The organism is Pseudomonas sp. MPC6, assembly GCF_006094435.1.
Lineage (GTDB): Bacteria > Pseudomonadota > Gammaproteobacteria > Pseudomonadales > Pseudomonadaceae > Aquipseudomonas.
Genome location: NZ_CP034783.1, coordinates 1,400,056 through 1,420,946, shown reverse-complemented (window position 1 = coordinate 1,420,946; position 20,891 = coordinate 1,400,056). Strand labels below are relative to the sequence as shown.

At 60.7% G+C, this 20,891-nt stretch carries 20 protein-coding genes; 6 read left to right on the top strand and 14 right to left on the bottom strand.

Going from position 1 to position 20,891, the window contains the following annotated elements:
• The first annotated feature begins 179 nt into the window (after positions 1 to 179).
• A complete protein-coding gene (locus tag ELQ88_RS08600; protein ID WP_138964585.1) occupies positions 180 to 1,439 on the top strand; it encodes an OprD family porin in 1,260 nt (419 codons plus the stop codon).
• A gap of 201 nt (positions 1,440 to 1,640) precedes the next feature.
• Here the strand turns inward: ELQ88_RS08600 and pcaC are convergent, their stop codons facing one another.
• From pcaC to pcaR, 10 genes are all read right to left on the bottom strand, one after another.
• A complete protein-coding gene (pcaC, locus tag ELQ88_RS08590) occupies positions 1,641 to 2,033 on the bottom strand; it encodes a 4-carboxymuconolactone decarboxylase (protein WP_128871704.1) in 393 nt (130 codons plus the stop codon).
• A 10-nt stretch (positions 2,034 to 2,043) separates the two neighbouring features.
• Positions 2,044 to 2,835: a 3-oxoadipate enol-lactonase gene (gene pcaD / locus ELQ88_RS08585; RefSeq protein ID WP_128871705.1), complete on the bottom strand. Its 792-nt coding sequence runs from the start codon at positions 2,833 to 2,835 to the stop codon at positions 2,044 to 2,046.
• Positions 2,836 to 2,846: 11 nt separating this feature from the next.
• The gene (locus tag ELQ88_RS08580; protein ID WP_138964583.1) at positions 2,847 to 4,211 is read right to left on the bottom strand and encodes a 3-carboxy-cis,cis-muconate cycloisomerase; all 1,365 of its coding nucleotides are present in this window, start codon (positions 4,209 to 4,211) and stop codon (positions 2,847 to 2,849) included.
• A 46-nt stretch (positions 4,212 to 4,257) separates the two neighbouring features.
• Complete coding sequence (locus tag ELQ88_RS08575) at positions 4,258 to 5,562, bottom strand: MFS family transporter (RefSeq protein WP_138964581.1); 1,305 nt, start codon at positions 5,560 to 5,562, stop codon at positions 4,258 to 4,260.
• A 193-nt stretch (positions 5,563 to 5,755) separates the two neighbouring features.
• Positions 5,756 to 6,322 (bottom strand): protocatechuate 3,4-dioxygenase subunit alpha, encoded by a 567-nt coding sequence (gene pcaG, locus ELQ88_RS08565; RefSeq protein ID WP_128871707.1) that lies wholly within the window; start codon positions 6,320 to 6,322, stop codon positions 5,756 to 5,758.
• Position 6,323: 1 nt separating this feature from the next.
• The gene (gene pcaH, locus ELQ88_RS08560) at positions 6,324 to 7,028 is read right to left on the bottom strand and encodes a protocatechuate 3,4-dioxygenase subunit beta (protein WP_138964579.1); all 705 of its coding nucleotides are present in this window, start codon (positions 7,026 to 7,028) and stop codon (positions 6,324 to 6,326) included.
• Between the two features lie 36 nt (positions 7,029 to 7,064).
• Entirely contained in the window at positions 7,065 to 8,270 is a 1,206-nt protein-coding gene (pcaF, locus tag ELQ88_RS08555) for a 3-oxoadipyl-CoA thiolase (protein WP_178084678.1), read from the bottom strand.
• Positions 8,267 to 9,046, bottom strand: a complete 780-nt coding sequence (locus tag ELQ88_RS08550) for a CoA-transferase subunit beta (protein WP_138964575.1) — start codon at positions 9,044 to 9,046, stop codon at positions 8,267 to 8,269. Before ELQ88_RS08550 ends, pcaF begins: the two co-directional genes overlap by 4 nt.
• On the bottom strand, positions 9,046 to 9,903 hold the full coding sequence (locus tag ELQ88_RS08545; protein ID WP_074874180.1) for a CoA transferase subunit A: 858 nt from the start codon (positions 9,901 to 9,903) through the stop codon (positions 9,046 to 9,048). The genes ELQ88_RS08550 and ELQ88_RS08545 overlap by 1 nt, the downstream gene beginning before the upstream one ends.
• Positions 9,904 to 10,286: 383 nt before the next feature.
• On the bottom strand, positions 10,287 to 11,129 hold the full coding sequence (gene pcaR, locus ELQ88_RS08540; protein ID WP_128871710.1) for a pca regulon transcriptional regulator PcaR: 843 nt from the start codon (positions 11,127 to 11,129) through the stop codon (positions 10,287 to 10,289).
• Between the two features lie 668 nt (positions 11,130 to 11,797).
• Here pcaR and ELQ88_RS08535 point away from each other — a divergent pair.
• The 4 genes from ELQ88_RS08535 (at position 11,798) to ELQ88_RS08525 (ending at position 15,190) form a co-directional block, all read left to right on the top strand.
• Positions 11,798 to 11,998, top strand: a complete 201-nt coding sequence (locus tag ELQ88_RS08535) for a hypothetical protein (protein WP_007935837.1) — start codon at positions 11,798 to 11,800, stop codon at positions 11,996 to 11,998.
• 379 nt (positions 11,999 to 12,377) lie between these two features.
• Positions 12,378 to 13,853, top strand: a complete 1,476-nt coding sequence (locus tag ELQ88_RS08530) for an inorganic phosphate transporter (protein WP_128871711.1) — start codon at positions 12,378 to 12,380, stop codon at positions 13,851 to 13,853.
• A gap of 111 nt (positions 13,854 to 13,964) precedes the next feature.
• On the top strand, positions 13,965 to 14,360 hold the full coding sequence (locus tag ELQ88_RS34570; protein WP_228761568.1) for a helix-turn-helix domain-containing protein: 396 nt from the start codon (positions 13,965 to 13,967) through the stop codon (positions 14,358 to 14,360).
• Entirely contained in the window at positions 14,264 to 15,190 is a 927-nt protein-coding gene (locus tag ELQ88_RS08525; RefSeq protein WP_346342818.1) for an IS3 family transposase, read from the top strand. The genes ELQ88_RS34570 and ELQ88_RS08525 overlap by 97 nt, the downstream gene beginning before the upstream one ends.
• A 151-nt stretch (positions 15,191 to 15,341) precedes the next feature.
• On the opposite strand, the gene ccoM is transcribed toward ELQ88_RS08525, so the two are convergent.
• The 3 genes from ccoM to ELQ88_RS08520 form a co-directional block, all read right to left on the bottom strand.
• Positions 15,342 to 15,455 (bottom strand): cytochrome c oxidase subunit CcoM, encoded by a 114-nt coding sequence (ccoM, locus tag ELQ88_RS35010; protein WP_275938805.1) that lies wholly within the window; start codon positions 15,453 to 15,455, stop codon positions 15,342 to 15,344.
• A 143-nt stretch (positions 15,456 to 15,598) separates the two neighbouring features.
• Entirely contained in the window at positions 15,599 to 15,760 is a 162-nt protein-coding gene (locus tag ELQ88_RS34280; RefSeq protein WP_007906621.1) for a hypothetical protein, read from the bottom strand.
• Positions 15,761 to 15,834: 74 nt separating this feature from the next.
• Positions 15,835 to 16,176 carry an aspartate-semialdehyde dehydrogenase gene (locus ELQ88_RS08520; RefSeq protein WP_128871712.1) on the bottom strand — a complete coding sequence of 114 codons (342 nt, stop codon included), beginning with the start codon at positions 16,174 to 16,176 and terminating at the stop codon, positions 15,835 to 15,837.
• 217 nt (positions 16,177 to 16,393) lie between these two features.
• On the opposite strand from ELQ88_RS08520, the gene rapA reads away from it, so the two are divergent.
• Positions 16,394 to 19,240 carry an RNA polymerase-associated protein RapA gene (gene rapA, locus ELQ88_RS08515; RefSeq protein WP_128871713.1) on the top strand — a complete coding sequence of 949 codons (2,847 nt, stop codon included), beginning with the start codon at positions 16,394 to 16,396 and terminating at the stop codon, positions 19,238 to 19,240.
• 183 nt (positions 19,241 to 19,423) lie between these two features.
• Here the strand turns inward: rapA and ELQ88_RS08510 are convergent, their stop codons facing one another.
• On the bottom strand, positions 19,424 to 20,773 hold the full coding sequence (locus ELQ88_RS08510) for an MFS transporter (protein WP_138964571.1): 1,350 nt from the start codon (positions 20,771 to 20,773) through the stop codon (positions 19,424 to 19,426).
• Between the last annotated feature and the right edge of the window lie 118 nt (positions 20,774 to 20,891).

The following is a 20,891-nucleotide window of genomic DNA, read 5'->3' as shown; positions in this document are numbered from 1 at the left end:
TAGTCCATTCACAGCACCATTCGCCACACAACACCAATAACAACAGGTTCGACACCATGTCCCAGCGCCCTGCCCTCTCCGGCTGATCCCGCACCGTTTCGAATTCGAATCTTGTGACTGCAACCCCAGGTTGCGGCATCGCCACGCTTCATCCCCAAGAATCAGAGAGACCCGAGCCCATGACGCCTTCCACCGCGCAGTATTTTTTTCCCAGCCTGATCGCCATCGCGCTGACCGGTGCGGCGCTGCCCGCCGCGGCCGAGGAATCGGGTTTTGTCGAAGGCGCCAAGGTCAACCTGAACCTGCGCAACTTCTACATCAACCGCAACTTCACCAACCCGACCCGGGCCCAGGGCAAGGCTGAAGAATGGACGCAAAGCTTCATCCTCGACGCCAAATCCGGCTTTACTCAGGGTACTGTCGGGTTCGGCATCGATGTGCTGGGGTTGTATTCGGCGAAACTCGACGGCGGTAAAGGCACCGGCGGCACCCAGTTGCTGCCGTTGGACAGCGACGGTGGCCCGGCGGACCACTTCGGGCGCACCAACGTGGCGTTCAAGGCCAAGCTGTCGCAGACCGAAGTCAAGGTCGGCGAATGGATGCCGGTGCTGCCGATCCTGCGCTCCGACGACGGGCGCTCCCTGCCGCAAACCTTCCGTGGCGGCCAGATCACCTCGAAGGAAATCGCCGGCCTGACCCTCTACGGCGGCCAGTTCCGCGCCAACAGCCCGCGGGACGACAGCAGCATGAGCGACATGTCGATGACCGGCCAGGCTGCGTTCACCTCCGACCGGTTCAACTTCCAGGGCGGCGAGTACCTGTTCAACGACAAGCGCACCCAGGTCGGCCTGTGGAACGCCGAACTCAAGGACATCTACAGCCAGCAATACCTGAATGTGACCCACAGCCAGCCCATCGGCGACTGGACCCTGGGCGCCAACCTCGGTTTCTTCCATGGCAAGGATGACGGCAGCGCCCGGGCCGGAGAGCTGGACAACAAGACCTGGTCCGGCCTGTTCTCCGCCAAGTACGGCGGCCACACCTTCTACGTCGGCCTGCAAAAGCTCACCGGCGACAATACCTGGATGCGGGTCAACGGCACCAGTGGCGGCACCCTGGCCAACGACAGCTATAACGCCAGCTATGACAACGCCAGGGAGAAGTCCTGGCAGCTGCGCCACGACTACAACTTCGTTGCCGTCGGCATACCGGGCCTGACCCTGATGAACCGCTACATCAGCGGTGACAACGTGCACACCGGCGCCGTTACCGATGGCAAGGAATGGGGGCGTGAATCGGAACTGGCTTACACCGTACAAAGCGGAACGTTCAAGGACCTGAACGTCAAATGGCGCAATTCGACCATTCGCCGGGATTTCAGCAATAACGAGTTCGATGAGAACCGGTTGATCGTCAGCTATCCGATCAACTTGCTGTAAACACAGGTCAAATGTGGAGCGGGCTTGCCCGCCAAGGCGGCGGCACATTCGACAGAGATGTTGTCTGATAGAACGCTTTCGCTGGCAAGCCAGCTCCTACAGGGGATCTTCGGTGAACACAAAATTGGTGTTCACACTGGACAACTGTGGGAGCGGGCTTGCCCGCGAAGGGGCCAGGTCAGGCCCTGCAAATCGCCGGAATCACTCCCGCGACTCGACCCCCAACTCGTCCCACACCGACTCCGCCAGGTGGAACGTCGCATTCGCCGCCGGGATGCCGCAGTAAATTGCACTCTGCATGATCACTTCCTTGATCTCGCCACGGGTTACGCCGTTGTTGGCAGCGGCGCGCAGGTGCAGCTTGAGTTCACCCTCGCGGTTCATGCCGATCAGCATGGCGATGGTGATCAGGCTGCGGGTGTGGCGCGGCAGGCCCGGGCGGGTCCAGATGTCACCCCAGGCATGGCGGGTGATCATCTCCTGGAACTCCGAGTTGAACTCGGTCAGGGTGGTCAGGCTACGGTCCACGTGGGCATCACCGAGTACTGCGCGACGGACTTGCATGCCCTCGTCATAACGTTGTTTCTCGTCCACGACCTTCCCCCTAATTCGCTGACAGGAACGCGAGCACCCGATCGCTGAACGCAGCGCCGGCCTGGACGTTGGACAAATGCGCCGCATGGAACTCGGCGTACTCGGCCCCGTGTACATGCTCCTGAATGAAGTGCCCGCCGGCCGGCGGCGTGACCGCATCTTCGGTACCGGCGATCACCAGCAGCGGCACCTTGATCGAAGCCAGCTGATCACGGAAATCGGCATCGCGCACGGCCGCGCAGTTCGCCGCGTAACCTTCAGGCGAAGTGGCCGCGAGCATGTCCGTAATCTTCTTCGCGACAGCCGGGTTCGCTTCAGCGAAGTCAGGGGTAAACCAGCGCGCAATCGACGCATCGCGCAGCGCGACCATCGCCGCCGTACCGTCACGCAGCACGGTGTCGATCCGCGGGTTCCACACCGATGGATCGCCGATTTTCGCCGCGGTGTTGCACACCACCAGTTTGTGCAGACGCTGGCCGGCGTTGATCCCCAGCCACTGGCCGATCAAGCCGCCCATGGACAGGCCGCAAAAATGCGCGCGCTCGATGTGCAAGGCATCCAGCAGTGCCAGCACGTCGTGGCCCAGTTGCTCAATGCTGTAGGGGCCCGGCGTCACCAGGGACTTGCCATGCCCACGGGTATCGAAACGCAGCACCCGGAACTGTTCGGTGAACGCCGCAATCTGCGCGTCCCACATGTGCAGGTCGGTACCCAACGAGTTGGACAGCACCAGAACCGGCGCATCGGCCGGTCCATCGAGTTGGTAGTTCAGTTCGCCCTCGGCGAGTTGTACGAAAGCCACAGCAGTCTCCTTCAGGCAGTCAACGCAGAATGTTCAGCCACCGCTCGCTCGACCCAGGTATGGGCCTGACCGAGGTAATGGGCGGGGTCCAGCAGACGATCGAGTTCAACAGCGGACAGCTCGGCGGTCACTTGCGGTTCGTCGCCGAGTACCGCGCGCAGGTGACGGTGTTCCGCCACGGCGCGCTTACAGCATTGTTCGAGCAGATGATGGGCAGTGTCGCGGCCGACCCGTTGGGCGAGGACGATGCTCACTGCTTCGGCCAGCACCAGGCCTTGGGTCAGGTCGAGGTTGCGAGCCATGCGATCGGCATCCACTTCCAGCCCGTCGGCCAGCGACAGCGCCTGCTGCAGCGCACCGGACACCAGGCAGCAAATCTCCGGCAGGGTTTCCCACTCGGCATGCCACAGGCCCAGGCTGCGCTCGTGTTCCTGAGGCATGGCGCTGAACAGAGTCGACAACAGACCCGGTACCCGGGTCGCGGCACCGATCAGCACCGCTGCGCCCACCGGGTTGCGTTTGTGCGGCATGGTCGAGGAACCGCCCTTGCCCGGTGCCGACGGTTCGAAGACTTCGGCCGCTTCGGTCTGCATCAACAGGCTGATGTCGCGCCCGAATTTGCCGAGGCTGCCGGCGATCAAACCCAGCACCGCAGCGAATTCCACCAGGCGATCGCGCTGGGTGTGCCAGGGTTGTTCGGGCAAGGCCAGTTGCAGTTCGGCTGCCAGTGCTTCGGCGACCGGCATCGCCTGCTCGCCGAGGGCCGCCAGTGTCCCGGAGGCTCCGCCGAATTGCAGCACCAGCAGTCGTGGCTTGAGTGCTTGCAGACGCTGGCGGCTGCGGGTCACGGCGCCGAGCCAGCCGGCGATCTTCATGCCGAGGGTGACTGGCGTCGCATGTTGCAACCAGGTGCGCCCGGCCAGTGGCGTGGCGCTGTAACGCAAGGCCTGGCTCGCGAGGGTTGCCCCCAGTTGCGCCAGATCGTTTTCAATCAACGTCAGCGCGCGGCGCAGTTGCAGGACCAGGCCGCTGTCCATCACGTCCTGACTGGTCGCGCCCAGATGCACAAAGCGCTCGGCTTCGGCATCGTGCCTGGCGATCTGCTTGCCCAGTGCCTTGACCAGCGGAATCGCCGAATTGCCCGCCGTGGCAATCGCCTCACCCAGGGCAATGAAGTCGTAATGCTCGGCCCGACAAGCCGCTTCGATCGGTGCGACCGCAGTCGGCGGAATCAACCCGACCCGCGCCTCGGCCCGGGCCAGTGCCGCTTCGAAATCGAGCATGGCCTGGACCCGGCCCTGATCGCAGAACACGTCACGCATATCGCGGGCAGTGAAATAAGCATCGAACAACTGATTGCCCGGTCGCTGGTTCATAAACAGTCCCTGAAGGCGTGGGCCGGTCAGGCCCACGGGTAAAAAATCAAAGATCGTGTTCCAAATATTTCGGCTGCTTCGGCAGGCGCAGGCTGAACAGGAACGCCACCGCCATCATCACCGTCACGTACCAGTAAAAGGAGTTTTCCATGCCCACGGCTTTGAGGCTCAAGGCTACATACTCCGCCGAACCACCAAAGATCGCATTCGCCACCGCATACGCCAGGCCGACGCCCAACGCGCGCACTTCCGGCGGGAACATCTCGGCTTTGACCAGACCGCTGATAGACGTGTAGAAACTGACGATCGCCAGCGCCAGGGTAATCAGCACAAAGGCCAGGAACGGATTGGTGTTGCTTTTCAGGCTCAACAGGATCGGCACGGTGCACAAGGTACCGAGGGCGCCGAACCAGAGCATCGACTTACGACGGCCGATCTTGTCCGCGAGCATGCCGAAAAACGGTTGCATGCACATATACAGGAACAGCGCGCCGGTCATGATGTAGCTGGCCGTCTTGGCATGCATGCCTGCGGTATTCACCAGGTACTTCTGCATATACGTGGTGAAGGTGTAGAAAATCAGCGAACCACCGGCGGTGTAACCCAACACGGTAATGAACGCGGCTTTGTGATCGCGAAACAGCGCACGAATGCTGCCGGCGTCCTTGTTTTCGCGCATTTCCTTGCTGGTCGTTTCTTTCAACGAACGACGCAGGAACAGCGAAATCAGCGCCGCCACTGCACCGACCACAAACGGGATCCGCCAGCCGTAGGCACGCAGATCGTCCTCGGTGAGGAACTGTTGCAGGATGACCACCAGCGACACCGCCAGCAACTGCCCGCCGATCAGCGTCACGTACTGGAACGAGGCGAAGAAACCGCGCTGGCCCTTGAGGGCGACTTCGCTCATGTAGGTCGCCGTGGTGCCGTACTCGCCGCCCACCGACAAGCCCTGCAACAAGCGGGCGAACAGCAGCATGATCGGCGCCCAGACGCCGATGTCCTTGTAGGTCGGCAGGCAAGCGATGAGCAACGAACCGAAGCACATCATCAGAATCGAGATCAACATCGAATTCTTGCGCCCGTGCTTGTCCGCGACCCGGCCGAAAATCCAGCCGCCGATCGGTCGCATCAGGAACCCGGCGGCGAACACGCCAGCGGTATTCACCAGCTGCACCGTGGGGTTGTCGGACGGAAAGAACGCTGGCGCGAAATAGATCGCACAAAAGGCGTAGACGTAGAAGTCGAACCATTCGACCAGATTGCCCGAGGAGGCGCCGACAATCGCGAAGATTCTCTTACTGCGCTCTTCACCGGTGTAGTGCGCTGGAATAGCGGTGGGGGTAGTCATGGGTATTCACTCTTTGGGGACTGTCAGAGTCTAGACACAATTTGCAACAGTCCCGTTCCACAGAAGCTTTAGCAATACACAACCCCTGTGGGAGCGGGCTTGCCCGCGAAGGCGTCGTGCCAGTCGACATCAATGTTGCCTGACACGACGCCTTCGCGGGCAAGCCCGCTCCCACAGGATTGATGGTGTTCTCTCAATAATCGAAGAACACCGTCTCCGCATCAGTCCCTTGCAAAATCACGTTCCACTGATAAACACCCGATGCATCCTTCTTCGCCAGCAAGGTATCGCGGCGCTCGGCAGGCACGCATTCAAGCAGCGAATCAGCCACATTGGCCGGCTCGCCATCAAAGTAGATCCGCGTCAGCAAGTGCTTCACCAACCCACGGGCAAACACCAGTACCACCAAGTGCGGCGCCTGGGTCGTGCCTTTGAGGCCTTGCACCGTGCCCGGCTTGATCGTGGTGAAGCGGAAACGCCCCTCGGCATCCACCGGCACGCGGCCAAAGCCTTCGAAGTTCGGGTCCAGGGGTTTGTCCTGATCGTCTTCGGGGTGGTCGTACTTGCCGGCGGCGTTGGCCTGCCAGACTTCCAGCATGGCGTCGTTGACGACATCGCCGTTGCCATCGATGACCTGCCCGGTGATCGCCACGCGCTCACCCAGAGTTTGCTCGACGGTCAGGTTTTCGCGGTTCAGCCAGGTCAGGCCAATGTGATAGTACGGCCCGACGGTGTGGGACGTGGTCGCGTTCAGCGTCATCTTATTTCTCCATCGGCGTGGCTTCGCGGCCGCGCAGGACGATGTCCCAGCGATAACCGAGGGCGTAGGAAGGAATGGTCTTTTCCAGGTCGAAACTGGCGATCAGACGCTCTTTGGCACTCGTATCCGGTACGCAGTTGTAGATCGGGTCGTAAGCCAGCAACGGGTCACCGGGGAAATACATCTGGGTGACCAGCCGCGTCAGGATGCTCGGGCCGAACAGCGAGAAATGGATGTGCGCCGGACGCCACGCATTGTGGTGGTTGCCCCACGGATAGGCGCCGGGCTTGATGGTCTGGAACTGGTACCAGCCATCGGCGTCGGTCACGGTGCGGCCGGTACCGGTGAAGTTCGGGTCCAGCGGTGCATCGTGCAGGTCGCGATCATGGTTGTAGCGACCGGCGGCGTTGGCCTGCCAGATCTCCACCAGGATCCCCGGTACCGGCAAGCCGTCTTCATCCAGCACACGGCCATGAACGATGATCCGCTCGCCCTGCGGTTCGCCCTGGTGTTGAGCGGTCAGGTCGTTGTCCTTCTCGTTGATGCGCTCGGCGCCGATGGTCGGACCGGTAATTTCCGACAGCGAATGAGGCAAGAACACCAGCGGCTTGGACGGCGAGCGACGGTTGGTGGATTGGTAGGCCGGGTGCAGGTAATCCGGCTGAGTGCCCGCCTGCGGGCGACGGTAACCAGGCTTGTCAGTCATGGAGCATTCCTCAGTTCTTATTATCCAGGCGACGTATCAGACGCGCTCGATAGCCAACGCCAGACCCTGGCCGACGCCGACGCACATGGTTGCCAGGCCTTTCTTGCCACCGGTCTTTTCCAGCTGATGCAGCGCGGTCAGCACCAGGCGCGCACCGCTCATGCCCAACGGATGGCCCAGGGCAATGGCGCCCCCGTTCGGGTTGACCTGAGCCGCGTCGTCCGCCAGCCCAAGTTCGCGCAACACCGCCAGACCCTGGCTGGCGAAGGCCTCGTTGAGTTCGATCACGTCGAAATCGCTGACTGCCAGGCCCAGGCGTTCGGTCAGTTTGCGCACCGCCGGGACCGGGCCGATGCCCATGACCCGAGGGGCGACGCCGGCGCTGGACATGCCCAATACTTTGGCGCGGGCCGTCAGGCCGTGCTTCTTCACCGCGTCGCCGGACGCCAGGATCAACGCGGCCGCACCGTCGTTCACACCCGAGGCATTGCCTGCGGTCACGGTTTTGTCGGGACCGTTTACCGGTTTCAGCCTGGCCAGGGTTTCCAGGGAGGTGTCGGCGCGAGGATGCTCGTCCTGGCTGACGACCGTTTCACCCTTCTTGTGGGCAATGCGCACTTCGACGATCTCTTCGGCGAAAAATCCTGCAGCTTGCGCGGCGGCGGTCTTTTGCTGGCTGCGCAGTGCAAACGCGTCCTGATCCTCGCGGGAAATTTCGTAGTCGTCGGCGACGTTGTCGGCGGTCTGCGGCATCGCATCCACGCCGTACTGGGCTTTCATCAACGGATTGATGAAACGCCAGCCGATGGTGGTGTCTTCCAGCTTCATGTTGCGCGAGAACGCCGCGTCAGCCTTGCCCATCACGAACGGTGCGCGGGACATCGACTCGACGCCACCGGCAATCGCCAGTTCCATCTCGCCGCTGGCAATGGCCCGGAATGCGGTGCCGATGGCATCCATGCCCGAGGCGCAGAGTCGGTTGAGGGTCACGCCCGGAATGCTTTCCGGCAGGCCCGCCAGCAGCAACGCCATGCGTGCCACGTTGCGGTTGTCTTCACCGGCCTGGTTGGCGCAACCGAGGAACACCTCGTCCACCGCGGTCCAGTCCACCGACGGGTTGCGTTCCATCAGCGCCTTGATCGGCACGGCAGCCAGGTCGTCGGCGCGAACCGCCGACAGGCCACCGCCGAAACGGCCGATGGGGGTACGAATCGCATCGCAGATATAAACGTCACGCATCACGCTTCTCCAGGTGCTTGGCCGTGGGCCGCGGCAGTGCGGGCTTCCAGATCGCGCAGTGCCTTGAGCTCGACTTCGGTCGGCTCGGCGGTGTTTTCAACGTGTTCGGCGAAACGAATCGGCCAACCCGTGGCAGCGCTCACTTGCTCGCGGGTCACGCCCGGGTGCAGTGCGGTGACCACGAATTCATGGGTGCCGGCTTCCGGCTCCATGATGCACAGGTCGGTAATGATGCCGACCGGACCGGCGCCCGGCAGACCGAGACGCTTGCGTGAATCACCGCCCTCGCCATGACCGACCGAGGTGATGAAGTCGAGCTTGTCGACGAAGGAACGCGCCGACTGCTTGAGGATGATCAACACGCTCTTGGCAGAACCGGCGATCTCCGGCGCCCCACCGGCACCCGGCAGACGGACTTTCGGCGCGTGGTAGTCGCCGACCACGGTGGTATTGATGTTGCCGAAACGGTCGACTTGCGCAGCGCCGAGGAAGCCGACGTCAATGCGCCCGCCCTGTAGCCAGTAGCGAAAAATCTCGCCGGTCGGGACTACGGTGTCGGCGGTTTCCGCCAGCTCGCCGTCACCGATCGACAGCGGCAGTACGCTCGGCTTGGCACCGATCGGACCCGATTCGTAGATAAGGACTACATCTGGCGAGGATGTCAGACGTGCCAGGTTGGCAGCTTTCGACGGCAAGCCGATGCCGACGAAACACACCGAACCGTTCTTCAAACGGCGGGCGGCGGCGACGGTCATCATTTCATTGGTGGTGTAAGTCATTACTTCGCCTCCGAAGCAGCGGCCAGCTTGGCCTGGAACTCGCTGAAGTCAGCGCAGCCATGGATGTACTCGTTGATCCACGCGGTGAAGGTTTCACGGTCGCGGGCAATCGGGTCCCAAGCCTGGTAGAAACGGTTGTCGCGCTCGTTGTAACCGTGAGCGTAGGACGGATGTGCGCCGCCAGGGACGTGGCAGACCGCGCTCAAGGCCCAGGTCGGCAGTACGCAAGCGTTCATCGGAGCATTAAGGTCATCGACGATTTCTTCGACGGTCACGATGCAACGCTTGGCCGCCAGCGCGGCTTCTTTTTGCACGCCGAGGATGCCCCACAGCAGCACGTTGCCTTTGCGGTCGGCCTTCTGCGCATGAATCACGGTGATGTCCGGACGTACCGACGGTACGGCTGCCAGCACTTCGCCAGTGAATGGGCAGGTGACGGTCTTGATCAGCGGGTTGACCTTCGGCAGGTCGGAGCCGGCGTAGGCGCGCAGCACAGCGAAAGGCAGCCCGGAAGCGCCAGCGACGTAGGCATTGGCCAGGTCGGCGTGGCTGTGTTCTTCGATTTCCAGCGCGTGCGGCCACTGCTTCTCGACGGCATCGCGCAGACGGTGCAGCGAACCGACACCCGGGTTACCACCCCAGGAGAAGATCAGCTTGCGAGCACACCCGGCACCGATCAATTGATCGTAGATCAAGTCAGGGGTCATCCGCACCAGGGTCAGGTCTTTCTTGCCCTGGCGAATGATTTCATGACCCGCCGCGGTAGGGATCAGGTGGGTGAAGCCTTCGAGTGCGACGGTATCGCCGTCGTTAACGAATTGCTTCACCGCGTCGTGCAGCGAAAGGATTTCAGCCATGGGGCAGGCTCCCGTTTTGTTATGAACCGACAGTGGTAGAAAAAGGCGCGATGCGCAGCGCCGGAATGACTGAAGAGTAAGCCCCTGAAATTCGCCAAACAATCCGATAATCGACTGAGTGTTCGTTTATCGCACAGATTGTTGTCTGCCTACCTATCCCAAAAGCTCGTCGGAACGCCAGGGGCCGGTTCGCTCCCACAGGGGAATGCGATCAATTGTGGGAGCGAGACCGGCTTGCTGGCGAAGGCGGCCACCGCCGAAGTCGCCGCCACGGCGCAATCACCAGCACCTGCCTCGAGGTGGCTGACGTTGCCGCGACATTAGTGATCCAGAGGAAGGAACGTCAATTCGACAACGACACCTGTGTGCGGTTATCGAACAACTTAGGCGAAGAGCTGTGCACTGAGGTCACGGCTGGCGCTCAGCAGCCCCGGCAGGAAACGCTGTTCCAGCTCGTTGCGGCTGACCCGGCCGGCGTGAGTACTGACATTCAAGGCCGCCACGACTTGCCCGGACGCGTCGTACACCGGAACGGCAATCGAGCGCAGGCCTTGCTCGAGCTCCTGATCGACGATGCACCAACCTTGCTGCCGCACTTCCTGCAGGCATTCGAGCAACGCCTCGGGGGTATGCAAGGTGCGACTGGTCTTGGCCTGCAACTCCGCATGATCGAGGTACTCGCGCAACGTAGTGTCGTCCAGGGCGGCGAGCAGAATCCGGCCCATGGACGTGCAATAGGCCGGCAGGCGTCCGCCCACCGACAAATCAACTGAAATCAGCCGCTGGGTGGTGGCGGAGCGGGCGATATACAGGATGTCATCGCCTTCCAGCGTGGCCATGTTGCACGCCTCGTGAAGTTGCTCGCTCATGCGGTCCAGATAGGGCTGGGCGGACACTGCCAACGGGGTCGAGGACACATAGGCATGGCCGAGGGTCAGCACTTTGGGCAGCAGCGAATAGGTGCGACCGTCAGTGGTGGCGTAGCCGAGCTTGATCAGGGTGTGCAGGCAACGTCGCACCGCGGCGCGAGGAATTTCCGTGCGATGGCTGATCTGAGCGATGGTCAGGTGCCGTTTGCGCTCCTGGAACGCTTGCACCACGGCCAGGCCACGGGCCAGGGACGTCATGAAATCCGGGTCACCGGTCATGGCCTGGATCCGCTTGGCCGGCGACGCAACGATTGGCGGGGCCACGGAGGCGAAGGCATTGCGCATTTGATCGTTCATATCAGGTCCTTTTCCCACACGGATCAGCGACTATTACAAGCGGCTCCCGGCGTCCTGCACAAGCCATGGCGGCCAACACTGGGCGATTATCGAACGCACAGCCGATAATCGCAATTGGTGGCCACTGCACCCGATGATAGCTCAGCGGATTGATACCTTCCCAGGGCGATTCACGCTTGCGCGGAACAGGCATAAGAGGGTAAATGTAATTGTCCTTACTTGACCGACTTAATGGCGTCAGAAAGACACCGCTGTGTGGCGCGCCCTAGTTGGCCCTGAAGTTGCGAACAACAAAACAATCACATATGGAGAACCACTTTTAACGCGTTGGCGATAGTGTTCTTCGAATCGACCGCTATAATACAGTTCAGTGGTGCTCGGTTTTCACCTGAGTTCGCCACCCGGTAGCGCGATGTCCCATCGCCGCTGCCCGCAGCAAGCGCCAGACGCTCATTTCACAGGTTACAACCTGGCGCTCGCTGGAACAGGAATCTGATGCTACGTCAGCTATTTGTCTCTGGTGCCGTGGCCGCCTGCAACATGGAAGTATTGATCGCAAATGCCCAGGAACGAAGCCTTCGCGGGTTTTGTCTTTTCGGCGAGCGCGACCAATAGGTTCAATGCAGCGCGTTTCACCAGAATTAATCTCATCTCAATCAGGTATCACTGTGACGAAAGACGAACTGCGCGCGGAACTTGAGCGCCAGGAACAACGCTACAAGGAAGTATACGGCGGGGAAGTCACCACCTACGCCGCCCAGCCAGAACCGGAACGCAAGCCTTGGCGTAAACGCGCCACCGTTCAGGATCAGGCATTCACTCAAGAACTGCAGAAAATGGAAAAGGAACTCAAAGCCGAAGAGCCGTGACAGTCTCGGCCGGATTCCTTTCAAGGGCCTGGTGTCTGCACCCGTTACAAGCGCGGTGTATAGATGTTGCCTTTTCGCGCCCGTTATCCGCGGGCAGCGGCTGCCTCTCCCACCGGATGAGGTAAATGGCTTATGTCTGGCCCTCTTTTCAGAAATTTCACACAAGCGTTGAAGCCTCTCGGTATTACGAGAGAATGCCTTGTGCCTGCGGGCTTTCCAAAGCAATTCAATGACTTGTAAAACCCGGCAAAACACGGGGGCCCAAGGTATTTTTACAATTTAATTCGTTGAAGAATGTTACCGATGAGCAGCAAGTGCATCGATTTCCAGTCTTTTCTGGCATAATCGCGCCCCCTTACGACCGGGTCAGAAAACCTTCATGATCGATTTATTCAGCGGACTGGATGCTTGGGTGCTTGTGAGCCTCTTGCTCGCCCTGGCCTTTGTCCTCGCCTTCGAGTTCATCAACGGCTTTCATGACACCGCTAATGCGGTGGCCACTGTTATCTACACCAAAGCCATGCCGCCTCATCTGGCGGTGTTCTTTTCCGGTGTGTTCAACTTTCTCGGCGTACTGCTGGGCGGGGTTGGCGTGGCCTACGCCATCGTCCACCTGTTGCCGGTAGAGCTGTTGATCAATGTGAACACCGGACACGGGCTGGCCATGGTGTTCTCGTTGCTTGCCGCCGCCATTACCTGGAACCTCGGCACCTGGTATTTCGGCATCCCTGCTTCCAGTTCCCACACGCTGATCGGTTCGATTCTCGGTGTCGGCCTGGCCAATGCCTTGATCAACGACATTCCGTTGGCCGATGGCGTGAACTGGCAGAAAGCGATCGACATCGGTGCCTCGCTGGTGTTCTCGCCGATGGCCGGCTTCCTGGTCGCCGCCCTGATATTGATCGGCCTTAAATGGTGGCGTCCACTGTCGAAGATGCACAAGACCCCGGAACAGCGCCGCAAGATCGACGACAAGAAGCACCCGCCGTTCTGGAACCGCCTGGTGCTGGTGATTTCGGCGATGGCCGTGAGCTTCGTGCACGGTTCCAACGATGGCCAGAAAGGTATCGGCCTGATCATGCTGGTGTTGATCGGTATCGTCCCGGCGCAGTTCGTGCTCGACCTGGGCAGCACGACCTACCAGATCGAACGGACTCGCGACGCGACCTTGCACCTGAGCCAATTCTACAAGCGCAATGCCGATACGCTGGGTGAATACCTGGCCCTGGGCAAAAGCGTGGAAGGCGATCTGCCGGAGAAATTCCGTTGCAACCCGCAACAGACCGAACCGACCATCACCGCCCTGCTCGGCACCCTCAAGGGTGTAGCCGACTATCACTCGCTGCCGGCGGAAAGCCGCATCGAAGTGCGTCGCTACCTGCTGTGCCTTGACGATACAGCGAAAAAGGTCGGCAAGTTGCCTGGCCTCGCTCCCCGTGAAAAGGCTGACCTGGACAAGTTGCGCAAAGACCTGACCACCACCACCGAATACGCGCCGTTCTGGGTGATTCTGGCGGTTGCCCTGGCCCTCGGCCTGGGTACCATGGTTGGCTGGAAACGTGTGGTATTGACCATCGGCGAGAAGATCGGCAAGCAGGGCATGACTTACTCCCAAGGCATGTCGGCCCAGATCACTACCGCGAGCCTGATCGGCATGGCCAACATCTTCAGCCTGCCGGTGTCCACCACCCACGTCCTGTCCTCGGGCGTGGCCGGCACCATGGTCGCCAATAAAAGCGGCCTGCAAGGCGGCACCGTCAGAACCATCCTGCTGGCATGGGTCCTGACCCTGCCGGCAACGGTGGCGCTGTCGGCCGGCTTGTTCTGGCTGGCTTCCAAGGTACTTGGCAGCTGATACAGAAGCGGCACAAAAAAGGCGCGTTCCGTGAGGTTCGCGCCTTTTTTATTGCTTCTGACTCGTCCTGAATAAGGTTTACACCTTCTGGCTTCTTATCAGGAAGGTGCAATGGATACGGGCGAAAAACGCAGTCAGCGAGATTACACGCTGACTTTTAAATTGTCGGTTGTCGACCAAGTAGAAAAAGGCGAGTTGAGTTATAAAGAGGCTCAACGGCGCTACGGGATTCAGGGCCGGTCGACGGTGCTGGTTTGGTTGCGCAAGTATGGTCGGCAGGACTGGAGTCAAGGCGCTTCCATTCGCGCTCAGAGGGTCCGACCGATGGACGAGCCTACTTTGCCATTAACTCCCGAGCAGAGAATCAAAGAGCTTGAGGAGCAGTTGGCGTTGGCGAATCAGAAAGCCAAATTCTTCGAAGACGTGGTCGATGTCCTGAAGAACGATTACGGCGTATCTATCGTAAAAAAGCGGCCAGGCAAGTCGTTGCGCAAACCCAAACCCTGAGTGTCTGCAGGGCTTGCCAGTTTATGGGGATTAGTCGACAGGCCTATTACAAGCGTGATCGGGTCTATCGGGCGCGGGTCGAGCAGGATCAGAAGCTTATCAAGTTTGTGCAGGAAATCCGCGTGCGGCAACCCTGTCTGGGCACCCGGAAACTGCACTCACTGATGCACGCAAAGCATGACAAGCCGGAACTGCATGTTGGCCGAGATCGCTTGTTTGAAGTGTTGCGCGATCACCGGTATTTGGTACGCAGAAAACGGGCCTATCACAAGACAACTGACAGCCATCACCGCTTCCGCTGCCATCCCAACCTCCTGAAGCCTGGCCCCCAGCAAATCGTTGCCACCGGCCCGGAGCAGGTCTGGGTGGCGGATATCACTTATCTGTCCACCAAACGTGATGACCCGGCTTACTTGAGCTTGGTGACGGATGTCTTCTCGAGGAAAATTGTCGGTTATCACGTGCATGGCAGTCTGCATGCCGACTCGGTGGCTCAAGCCTTGCGCATGGCGTTGAAGACGCGACGAAGCAGTCAGCGATTGGTTCACCACTCGGATCGTGGAGTGCAGTACTGCTCGACGCTTTACCAAAAACTGCACGCAAGACACGGCATAACGTGCTCAATGACTGATGGCTATGACTGTTACCAAAACGCCTTGGCAGAGCGGGTCAACGGCATCCTTAAAACTGAGTTGTTGCTTCATCGGCCTAACGATCTGACAGAGGCTGAAAAGATGGTGAGAGAGGCGATCCTAATCTACAACCAGGAACGCCCGCACCTGTCCTTGAAATACAAAACGCCCGATGCGGTGCATCGGGCGTTGGGGTGAAACAGGTGTAAACCTATTTCAGGACTAGACATTCCAGACACCGCCAATCAAAATGTGGGATCCATGTACCTCAAATAGACTTTCGCAGACGAAAAAAAAGGCGACCGAAGTCGCCCAAAATGCCTTGCGTGCTCATTACATCCACAAAGACCTACGGCTTGCGCTTATGCGAGTCTTTCCAGATAAAAAATCCAAACCCTGCGAAAAACACCACCATGAGGCCGACGGTCAGCACTCCGGCAATCACCACGTTGTCGAGAAACATGACGGCTCTCCTGCAGTTGCCCTGTTGCGATGGAGCTAAGGTAACCAATCAGGCAGAAGAGAAAATTGACCGGGATCAATGTCGCCCGAGACTGGGCGTAAAGGCGGGGAAAAATTGATCTGCATCAACCGATGCAGGGGGCATCAACGCTTTTTCGGTTTGTTTTTCGGCTTTTTCTTCGCCTTACCCAACGGCATGGCCTGTTCAAACGCCTGGCGCACTTCGTTCAGGCGTTTTTCGTTGAGGTCATGAACCCGCTTGGCGCGTTCAGTGTTGAGGTCGATCAGTTTGTCGTCTTGGCTCATGGGGTTCAGTACATCGCTTGGCAGGTTTGTCATCATAATATGCGGTGTGACGGCAACCCTGAACAGCCATCGCCTCAAATCTTGATATCAACCCACAAACCCTGACGCGGCTCGCCCTCAATCAGCGGCGCGACCGGCACGGTGTCGTCGGCGTTGAGCTCGGTACCGGGAATCGCCAGGTGCACTTCGACGCTTTCATCAGCTTCACGACGACGCTTGTCCCGCTCCTGCTTGCGACGATGTTCCTCGCGCAATTGAAAGGCCGCTTCTTCCGGGTCGTGTTGCTGCAGGTCGATCGTGCTTTCGCTGGAGCTTTCCTGCACCGCCGCCACAGGCGGAATATCCGGACGCGGGCGGACCGGGTCGAGCTGTGAGGTGATCGGAACCGCACTCAAGGGGAGCATCGGTGGCAGCATAATGATGGGTCTCCTGTCAGCAGGCTGTCGGCCGCGCAGATGGCGACTTTAGCCATCGGTCGCAAACTGTGACCCGGTTGGCACGAATAGGTGCCCCGGCCTGCCCCCTCGTCTGGGTAGTCTAAGGTAAATACCGTGAGTTTTATGAGAGTCCTTTGGCCCTGAAGCCCTCATTCCGTTAAGATAGCCCGCTTTTTCAAGGTGGGAGTCAGGCAGCATGGCGCAGCAGTATCAACCGGGGCAACGCTGGATCAGTGACAGCGAAGCCGAGCTGGGTTTGGGCACCGTTCTGGCACAGGACGGCCGCTTGTTGACCGTGCTCTATCCGGCCACTGGCGACACTCGCCAGTACGCGCTACGGAATGCGCCGCTCACGCGTGTGCGGTTTTCGCCGGGCGATTCGATCACTCACTTCGAAGGCTGGAAACTGACCGTACAGGAAGTCGACGACGTCGATGGCCTGCTGGTCTACCACGGCCTCAATGCACAGAACGAAGTGGTCACCCTGCCGGAAACCCAACTGTCGAACTTCATCCAGTTCCGCCTGGCCAGTGACCGCCTGTTTGCCGGGCAAATCGATCCGCTGCCCTGGTTCTCCCTGCGTTATCACACCCTGGAACACACCAGCCGCCAATTGCAGTCTGCGCTGTGGGGCCTGGGCGGCGTGCGTGCGCAACCGATCGCGCACCAGTTGCACATCGCCCGTGAAGTTGCCGACCGCATTGCGCCGCGGGTACTGCTGGCGGATGAAGTGGGCCTGGGCAAGACCATCGAAGCCGGCCTGGTGATCCATCGCCAACTGCTCTCGGGTCGCGCCAACCGCGTGCTGATCCTGGTGCCGGAAAACCTGCAGCACCAGTGGCTGGTGGAGATGCGTCGCCGCTTCAACCTGCAAGTCGCGCTGTTCGACGAAGAACGCTTCATCGAAAGCGATGCCTCCAACCCGTTCGAAGACACCCAGCTCGCGCTGGTTGCACTGGAGTGGCTGGTGGAAGACGAAAAGGCCCAGGACGCGCTGTTCGCCGCCGGCTGGGACCTGATGGTGGTCGATGAGGCCCACCACCTGGTGTGGCACGAAGACAAGGCCAGCCCCGAGTACACCCTGGTCGAGCAGCTTGCCGAAACGATCCCGGGCGTATTGCTGCTGACCGCAACCCCGGAACAACTGGGCCAGGACAGCCACTTTGCCCGTCTGCGCCTGCTCGACCCGAACCGTTTCCATGACCTGCAGGCCTTCCGCGCCGAGAGCGAAAACTATCGCCCGGTGGCCGAGGCCGTTCAGGAACTGCTGGACAAAGGGCGCCTGTCGCCCGAAGCGCACAAGACCATCCACGGCTTCCTCGGCAATGAAGGCGAAGCCCTGCTGACCGCGGTCAACGATGGCGACACCGAAGCCGCCGCCCGCCTGGTCCGCGAACTGCTGGACCGCCACGGCACCGGCCGCGTGCTGTTTCGCAACACCCGCGCCGCGGTGCAGGGCTTCCCGGAACGCAAGCTGCACCCGTATCCGCTGCCGTGCCCGGACGAATACCTCGAACTGCCGCTGGGCGATCACGCCGAGTTGTACCCGGAAGTCAGCTTCCAGGCCCTGCCGGACGCCAACGAAGAAGAACGCTGGTGGAAATTCGACCCGCGCGTCGAATGGCTTATCGACACCCTGAAGATGCTCAAGCGCACCAAAGTGCTGGTGATCTGCGCCCACGCCGAAACCGCCATGGACCTGGAAGACGCCCTGCGCGTGCGCTCCGGCATCCCGGCCACGGTGTTCCATGAAGGCATGAACATCCTCGAGCGTGACCGCGCCGCCGCCTACTTCGCCGACGAAGAATTTGGCGCGCAAGTGCTGATCTGCTCGGAAATCGGCAGTGAAGGTCGCAACTTCCAGTTCTCGCACCACTTGGTACTGTTCGACCTGCCCTCCCACCCGGACTTGCTGGAACAGCGTATCGGCCGTCTGGACCGGATCGGCCAGAAGCACATCATCGAAGTGCACGTGCCGTACCTGGAAACCAGCCCGCAAGAGCGGCTGTTCCAGTGGTATCACGAAGCACTCAACGCCTTCCTCAACACCTGCCCGACCGGCAACGCCTTGCAGCACCAGTTCGGCCCGCGCCTGCTGCCGCTACTGGAAAATGCCGACGATGGCGAGTGGCAAGCCCTGATCGACGAAGCCCGCGCCGAGCGTGAGCGCCTGGAAGCCGAGCTGCACACCGGCCGTGACCGCTTGCTGGAGCTCAACTCCGGCGGCGCTGGCGAAGGGGATGCGCTGGTCGAGGACATCCTCGAGCAAGATGATCAGTTCACCCTGCCGATCTATATGGAAACCCTGTTCGACGCCTTCGGTATCGACAGCGAAGACCACTCGGAAAACGCCCTGATCCTCAAGCCGAGCGAAAAAATGCTCGACGCCAGCTTCCCGCTGGGCGACGACGAAGGCGTCACCATCACCTACGACCGCAACCAGGCGCTGTCTCGCGAAGACATGCAGTTCATCACCTGGGAACACCCGATGGTGCAGGGCGGCATGGACCTGGTGCTGTCCGGCTCCATGGGCAACACCGCCGTGGCGTTGATCAAGAACAAGGCGCTCAAGCCTGGCACCGTGTTGCTGGAACTGCTCTATGTCAGCGAAGTGGTTGCCCCGCGCTCGCTGCAACTGGGCCGTTACCTGCCGCCAGCCGCCCTGCGCTGCCTGCTCGATGCCAATGGCAACGACCTGTCGGCCCGGGTCTCGTTCGAGACGCTGAACGACCAGCTGGAAAGCGTGCCTCGCGCCAGCGCCAACAAGTTCATCCAGGCCCAGCGCGATCAGCTGACGCCACGGATCAACGCCGGCGAGGAGAAGATCTTCCCGCGTCACGCCGAGCGCGTTGCCGAAGCACAGCGGCGCCTGGCCGCCGATACCGACGAAGAACTGGCGCGCCTGACCGCGTTGCAAGCGGTCAACCCGACCGTGCGCGACAGCGAACTGATTGCCCTGCGCAAACAGCGTGAGCAAGGTTTGGCGATGCTGGACAAGGCGGCGTTGCGACTGGAAGCGATCCGGGTGTTGGTGGCAGGTTAAGCCCCTGCTCCACCGGTGAAAAAGAAGGCCCGCAGCGATGCGGGCCTTTTTTTGTCTGCTTGATTGTTAGGGTGTTGCTGTTGACCTCTTCGCGGGCAAGCCCGCTGCCACAGGTTCAGTGGCGTGCATGGATTTTGTGCTCGACACGGACACTGTGGTGAGCGGGCTTGCCCGCCATGGCGATCAGGCAGTCGCCGCAGAAATCCCAGGCTCGGTTACCCCCACCAACCCTTCCTTCATCCGCTTGGCATCGCGCACAAAACACCGCGAAGCCAGGACCAGAAACACCATGGTCAAGAACAGCGCCACCGGGATCAGGTACATCGCATCGTGCAAGCCGACCGCCTTGAACGCCTCGCTCATCTGCTCGGCACCGGCCGAGAGCATGGCGGCATGGGCAAAGTGATCGGACAGAGCCCCCACTACCACCGGCCCCAATCCACCGCCGAGCAGATACAGCCCGGCAAAGAACAGGGCCATGGCCGTCGCCCGCAGGCGCGGTTCGACCACGTCCTGAATGGCGGTGTATACGCAGGTATAGAAGTTATAGGCGAACAACCAGCCCACACTGAACACCGCCACAAACACCCCGATCTCGATCCGCCCCGAATGCAGGGCCCAGCCCGTGCACACCGTCGAGATGATCAGGCTGAAGGCCGCAAACAGCAGGCGACCATTGGCGATGCGCTGGTGGATCTTGTCGGCGACCCAGCCGCCCAGCGTCAGGCCGAACAACCCGGTGACGCCGACGATCACCCCGGTCGCCACTGCGGCGTCCTGCAGCGGCATCAGAAAATAGCGTTGCAGCATCGGCACCAGGAACGAGTTACAGGCGTAGGTCGCGAAGTTGAAACAGAGCCCCGCCATCACCAGCCACAGGAAGGTCGGGACCGCCAGTATGCGACGGATTGGCCGGTCCACGCGTTCCTGCGAGACCTGTACGCTTTCCGCTGCGCCGCGTTTGGGCTCCTTGATGAAGAACATGAAGACCGCCAGGATCAGCCCCGGCACCGCCGCGATGAAGAATGGCGCACGCCAGCTGTCGAACGCCTTGACCATCCAGCCGATGGTGAAGAACGCGAGCAACAGCCCCAGCGGCAGGCCGAGCATGAAAATGCCCATTGCTCGCGCACGGCGGTGGGCCGGGAACAGGTCGCCGATCAGCGAGTTGGCCGCTGGCGCATAACTGGCTTCGCCGATGCCGATGCCCATGCGCACGATCAGGAAACCCCAGAAGCTGCCCACCAGGCCGTTGACGGCTGTCAGCCCGCTCCACGCCGCCAGGCCCCAGCCCATCAGTTTGCTGCGCGAACCGGTATCGGCCATCCGCCCTAACGGCAGGCCGGCGATGGCATAGACGATGGTGAATGCAGTGCCGATGATCCCCAGCTGAAAGTCGCTGAGGTGCCATTCCATGCGGATCGGCTCGATGATGATGGCCGGAATGGTGCGGTCGAAGAAGTTGAACAGGTTGGCCAGGAACAGCAGGAACAGAATGCGCCAGGCATTCGCCGCTTGGGTCGAGTTCTGCATGGGTCCGTCTCTTTTATTGTTATTGGGACATCACTGTCCCGGAGCCTGCAATCTAGTCAGGCCCGCTGGAGCTGTCTGTAATTATTCGTAAAGCTGATACCTGCCCATGGCAACAGGC